Origin of the sequence: Bradyrhizobium sp. (assembly GCF_049798375.1) — a bacterium.
Classification (GTDB): domain Bacteria; phylum Pseudomonadota; class Alphaproteobacteria; order Rhizobiales; family Xanthobacteraceae; genus Bradyrhizobium.
This window is the reverse complement of the sequence record NZ_JBARGP010000227.1, coordinates 1-5,194: the sequence shown is the minus strand read 5'-3', so window position 1 is coordinate 5,194 and position 5,194 is coordinate 1. Positions and strand designations below refer to the sequence as shown.

The 5,194-nt window shown below is 63.9% G+C and carries 7 protein-coding genes; all 7 read left to right on the top strand.

The genetic code is table 11. From position 1 onward, the window contains the following. A partial coding sequence (locus WA702_RS09715; protein ID WP_425110306.1) for an efflux RND transporter permease subunit occupies window positions 1-1,569 on the top strand: 1,569 nt, incomplete at its 5' end. A 15-nt stretch (window positions 1,570-1,584) separates the two neighbouring features. Next, complete coding sequence (locus tag WA702_RS09710) at window positions 1,585-2,193, top strand: TetR/AcrR family transcriptional regulator (protein WP_425110305.1); 609 nt, start codon at window positions 1,585-1,587, stop codon at window positions 2,191-2,193. 110 nt (window positions 2,194-2,303) lie between these two features. After that, entirely contained in the window at window positions 2,304-2,927 is a 624-nt protein-coding gene (locus WA702_RS09705) for a flavin reductase family protein (protein WP_425110304.1), read from the top strand. 9 nt (window positions 2,928-2,936) lie between these two features. After that, a complete protein-coding gene (locus tag WA702_RS09700; RefSeq protein WP_425110303.1) occupies window positions 2,937-3,365 on the top strand; it encodes an acyl-CoA thioesterase in 429 nt (142 codons plus the stop codon). 444 nt (window positions 3,366-3,809) lie between these two features. Then, the gene (locus tag WA702_RS09695; protein WP_425110302.1) at window positions 3,810-4,070 is read left to right on the top strand and encodes a hypothetical protein; all 261 of its coding nucleotides are present in this window, start codon (window positions 3,810-3,812) and stop codon (window positions 4,068-4,070) included. A 132-nt stretch (window positions 4,071-4,202) separates the two neighbouring features. Continuing rightward, window positions 4,203-4,394 carry a hypothetical protein gene (locus tag WA702_RS09690; RefSeq protein ID WP_425110301.1) on the top strand — a complete coding sequence of 64 codons (192 nt, stop codon included), beginning with the start codon at window positions 4,203-4,205 and terminating at the stop codon, window positions 4,392-4,394. Window positions 4,395-4,655: 261 nt separating this feature from the next. Next, window positions 4,656-5,194, top strand: a 539-nt coding sequence (locus tag WA702_RS09685; RefSeq protein ID WP_425110300.1) for a DeoR/GlpR family DNA-binding transcription regulator, incomplete at its 3' end; no start/stop codon positions are given.

Here is a 5,194-nt window from a genome sequence, read left to right as displayed (position 1 = left end):
GACCATCGCATCACCACGGTGGCCGCCACCGTCGGCGTGTTCGTGGCGTCCATCGTTGCGTTCGGCCACGTGCAGCAGCAATTCTTCCCGCTGTCGGAGCGGCCCGAGCTGTTCCTGCAGCTCCGGCTTCCCGAGGGCACCGCCTTCAACGTCACCGAGAAGGCCGTGAAAGAGGCGGAAACCCTTTTAAAAGGTGACGAGGACATCGCGACCTACACCGCCTATGTCGGCCAGGGCTCGCCGCGCTTCTGGCTCGGCCTCAATCCGCAATTGCCGAACGAAGCCTTTGCCGAGATCGTGATCGTCGCCAAGGGCGTCGCGGCGCGCGAACGGATCAAGGCCAGAATCGAAAAGGCGGCGGCCGATGGCGCGATCAACGAGGCGCGCGTGCGCGTCGACCGCTTCAATTTCGGTCCGCCAGTCGGCTTCCCCGTGCAATTCCGCGTTATCGGTCCCGACACGGCGAAGGTGCGCGACATCGCCTACCAGGTGCGCGACATCATGCGCCAGAATCCGAACGTGCGCGATCCGCAGCTCGATTGGAACGAGCAGTCGCCTTACCTCAAGCTCGTCGTCGACCAGGACCGCGCCCGCGCGCTGGGCCTGACCCCGCAGGACGTCTCGCAGGCGCTTGCGATGCTGATCTCGGGCGTACAGGTCACCACCATCCGCGACGGCATCGAGAAGGTCGGCGTCGTTGCGCGCGCGGTGCCGTCCGAGCGGCTCGACCTCGCCCATGTCGGCGACCTCACGGTGACCTCACGCAATGGTGTCGCCGTGCCGCTGCAGCAGATCGCCAAGATCGAGTATGCCCATGAGGAGCCGATCCTGTGGCGGCGCAACCGCGACATGGCGATCACGGTGCGGGCCGACGTAGTCGACGGCGTCCAGGCACCGGATGTCACCAACCAGATCTCGCCGAAGCTGCAAGCCATCCGCGATCACCTCGAGCCGGCCTACCGGATCGAGGCGGGCGGGGCGTTCGAGGAATCGGCCAAGGGCAACGCCTCGATCTTCGTGCTGTTTCCGCTGATGGTCGCGGTGATGTTGACGCTGCTGATGGTCCAGTTGCAGAGCTTCTCCCGGCTGGTGCTGGTATTCCTCACCGCGCCGCTCGGCATCGTAGGCGCCTCGCTCGGCTTGAACGTCGCCAACGCGCCGTTCGGCTTCGTGGCGCTGCTCGGCCTGATCGCGCTCGCCGGCATGATCATGCGCAACACGGTGATCCTGGTCGACCAGATCGAAACCGATGTGTCCCATGGCCTGACCCGCAAGGAGGCAATCATCGAGGCCACGGTGCGCCGGGCCCGCCCTGTGGTGCTGACCGCGCTGGCTGCGATCCTGGCCATGATCCCGCTGTCGCGCTCGGCGTTCTGGGGCCCAATGGCGATCACCATCATGGGCGGGTTGTTTGTTGCAACATTCCTGACCTTGCTGTACCTGCCGGGCCTCTACGCCCTCTGGTTCCGCAAGAGCCTGGGCGAACGCGGCGACACGGCCTCGCAGGTTGCCGCGCCGCATCATGGCCATCCCGAAGCTGCAATTCCGCTTGCCGAGGCTGCCGAATAGTTGAACATTCCTGACATGACACTCGTTTCCGAACCTATCGAGCCGGATACGCGGGAGCGGATCCTGGTGGTAGCCGAGCGGCTGTTCCGCCAGATCGGCTATCAGAAGACCACCGTCGCCGACATCGCCAAGGAGCTCCATATGAGTCCGGCGAACGTCTACCGCTTCTTCGATTCGAAGCGGGCGATTCACACCGGCGTGGCGCGGACGCTGATGGGCGGTGTCGAAGGTGCGGCTGATATCATTGCCGCGCGGCCCGGGCCGGCGGCGCCGCGGCTGCGCGAGCTGCTCGCCACCATCCATCGCATGAATTGCGAGCGCTATGTCGGTGACGCCAAGCTGCACGAGATGGTCGCGGTCGCGATGGAGGAGAATTGGGAGGTCTGCGAGGCTCACATGCTCCTGATCACCGAGATCATCGGCCGGGTGATCGCGCAAGGCATGGCGACGGGCGAGTTTCGCACCGCCGACCTGCAGCTCACGGCAATGAGCGCCACCACGGCGATGATGCGCTTCTTCCACCCGCAAATGATCGCCCAATGCGCCACCAAACCGGGGCCCACGATCGATCAGATGATCGATTTCGTGCTGGCCGGGCTTGGTTGGAACGGCGCCACAGTCTAAATTGTCGGTCATTCCGGGGCGAGGCCGCAGGCCTCGAACCCGGAAATCTCGAGATTCCGGGTTCGATGCTCCGCATCGCCCCGGAATGACGATTATTGAGAGGGCAGCCTGTGACCGAACGCGATTTGCATTTCTACGAACCGAAGCACGGCCACGGCCTCAAGCATGATCCCTTCAACGCCATCATCGCGCCGCGGCCGATCGGCTGGATTTCCTCACGCGATCCCGACGGTCACGTGAATCTTGCCCCCTACAGCTTTTTCAACGGCTTCAACTACCATCCGCCGATCATCGGATTCTCCTCGACGAGCTGGAAGGACTCGGTCGCCAATATCCAGGAGACCGGCGAGTTCGTCTGGAATCTTGCCACCCGCGATCTCGCCACTCACATGAACGCGACCGCGGCCCACGTCGCCCGCGATGTCGACGAGTTCAAGCTCGCCGGCCTGACTGCGGTGCCAAGCAAGCTCGTCAACGTGCCGCGCGTCGGCGAGAGTCCCGTGTCCTTCGAGTGCAAGGTCACTCAGATCGTGCAGCTGCAAGGTGCCGACGGCAACAAGGTCAATGGCTGGGTCACCTTCGGCGAGGTCGTCGCCGTGCATATCGACAAGACGCTGATCAAGGATGGCGTCTATCAGACCGCGCTCGGCCGTCCGATCGTGCGGGCAGGGCGCCGTGGCGACTATTTCGAGATCACGCCAGAGAACATGTTCGAGATGGTGCGGCCGGACTGAGGTGTCGACGTGACTGAAACCAACGTGCATGCCGCTCTATCCTCGCCATCAGAGCCGCGCGGCGATCTCTGCATCCGTACGCTGGCGATGCCGGCCGACACCAACGCCAATGGCGACATCTTCGGCGGCTGGCTGTTGAGCCAGATGGACGTCGGCGGCGGCGTGTTCGCCTCCAAGCTCGCAAAGTCGCGCACCGTCACGGTGGCGATCGAGGCGATGAACTTCCGCAAGGCCGTCTATGTCGGCGATCTCGTCTCCGTGCACGCCAATCTGGTGCGCATGGGGCGCACCTCGATGTCCGTGCATCTGGAAGCCTGGGTGCTCCGCCGCAGGGAGGAGCAGCCGATCCTGGTCACCGACGGCAACTTCACCTACGTCTCCATCGATGACGAGGGCCGGCCGCAGCAGATCAGGCGGGACGGCACAGTCTCGACCTGACGCGCAGCGATCCGGTCTGCTTTGACCGGATCGGCCCGTGGCCGCGGATCGGGGCAGCGCATCAAGGTGGCCGAATCGGAGCTGCTCGCTTTTCGCGAGCTTCAGCTCTCGATGAAGGATCTGCAGCGGATCTATCGATTGCTCGGCCGCCATCACGAGAGTCTTGACTGGCCTGCCGTCGCCGTGCCTCCGCCGCCGGCGTCCTTACGGCGCGAGGACGACCGGAAATCGTAGCTGCGCGCGTTGCCGAAAACCGCCCTGCCGCTCCGTAACGATTGATTAACCACGCCCTCGGGATGGCCGGAATGGTCGATCGACTGTCCACGCTCTCGCCCTTATTTCCGGTTGTGTTGATGTAGAAATTCGCTTTCGGATCGTTGGTGCGCCCGGTTGGCTGCGCAGGACTTTGGGCCGTCGGACGGCATGTCAGTCGGGAGTATCGTCATGACCGAGATCAATGAAACGCTGACATCGGAGGTTCTGAAGAGAGTTCAGCAGCACCTGAAGCAGATCGAGCGTAGAATCGACGGCGTCGAGGCCGAGCTGGGTGCGGTCCGCAGTCGTGCCGAACTGCAGGCGGTTCGCAACTCCCAGGTCGCGATGCTGGAGGACCTCGACAATATCTATCGGCTGGTCGCCCGCCACCACATTCAGCTCAGCCTGCTTCGCAGCACCGCAACTCAGCAGGAGGTGCCGCCGGCCTGACAAGTCGGGCCGACATCCAGTGACAAACGACAGTCCGCGAGTCATTGCCGGGACATTGCGACCTGCGCGCCGTCGGAACTTTCAATTCCGGACCCGGTTATATGCTTCGAACTGTGTGTAAGGACTGGGTTTATGTCGGATACCTATATCATCGAGGTCAGCTCGCAGGCCGCGGGCATCGTCGTGCGTGACCGCGGTGGCTATCGCTTCTTCGCTGCGACGCATCGTTTCAATGCCCTCGAAGGCCAAGTGTTTCGCAACGCCCGAGAGGCCGAGCGCGCCGCCAAGCGCCTGCTTGAGGGCGAATTGCGCGCGGCGGCGTAACGCACGATCGCGCCCAGGCAGTCCAGGCGACCGTTCCCGCTGTCGTCCCCCCGCGAAGGCGGGGAACCCAGTATTCCAGAGACCGGCTGATCAGCCGAGAGGCCGCGGCGTACTGGATGCCCGCCTGCGAGGGCATGACTGTCTTTTTGGAGATGCAGCGCCGCTCTCGCCAATTCTCCGATCCGCGTTCTTGACCGACCTCCGACATTGACCGCCGCAACAAACAGCCGCACCATAGGCAGCTCATCACAACGTGTTGTCATGGCCGTGCTCTCCCAACGTCAGACCGAGATCCTCAACATCGCCCGCGCCTCGGGGCGGGTGATGGTGGACGAGCTGTCGCGCCGGTTCGAGGTCTCGGCCCAGACCATCCGCAAGGATCTCAACGACCTCTGCGAGCAGCGTTCGCTGACCCGCATCCATGGCGGCGCGATCATCGCCTCGGGGGTGGAGAACCTCGCCTATGAGGCGCGGCGTTTCGTCGCCGCCGACGAGAAGAAGGCGATCGGCGCCGCCGCGGCGGGGCTGATTCCGAACGGCTGCTCGCTGTTCATCAATATCGGCACCACGACGGAAGAGGTGGCGAGCGCGCTCACCTCGCACGAGGACTTGCTCGTCATCACCAACAACCTCAATGTCGCGATGCTGCTCTATCGCCATCCTCGGATCGAGGTGATCGTGGCTGGCGGCTCCGTGCGCCATTCGGACGGCGGCGTGGTCGGCTCGACCGCGACGCAGCTGATTGGCCAGTTCAAGGTCGACTATGCCATCATCGGCGCATCGGCGATCGACGAGGAGGG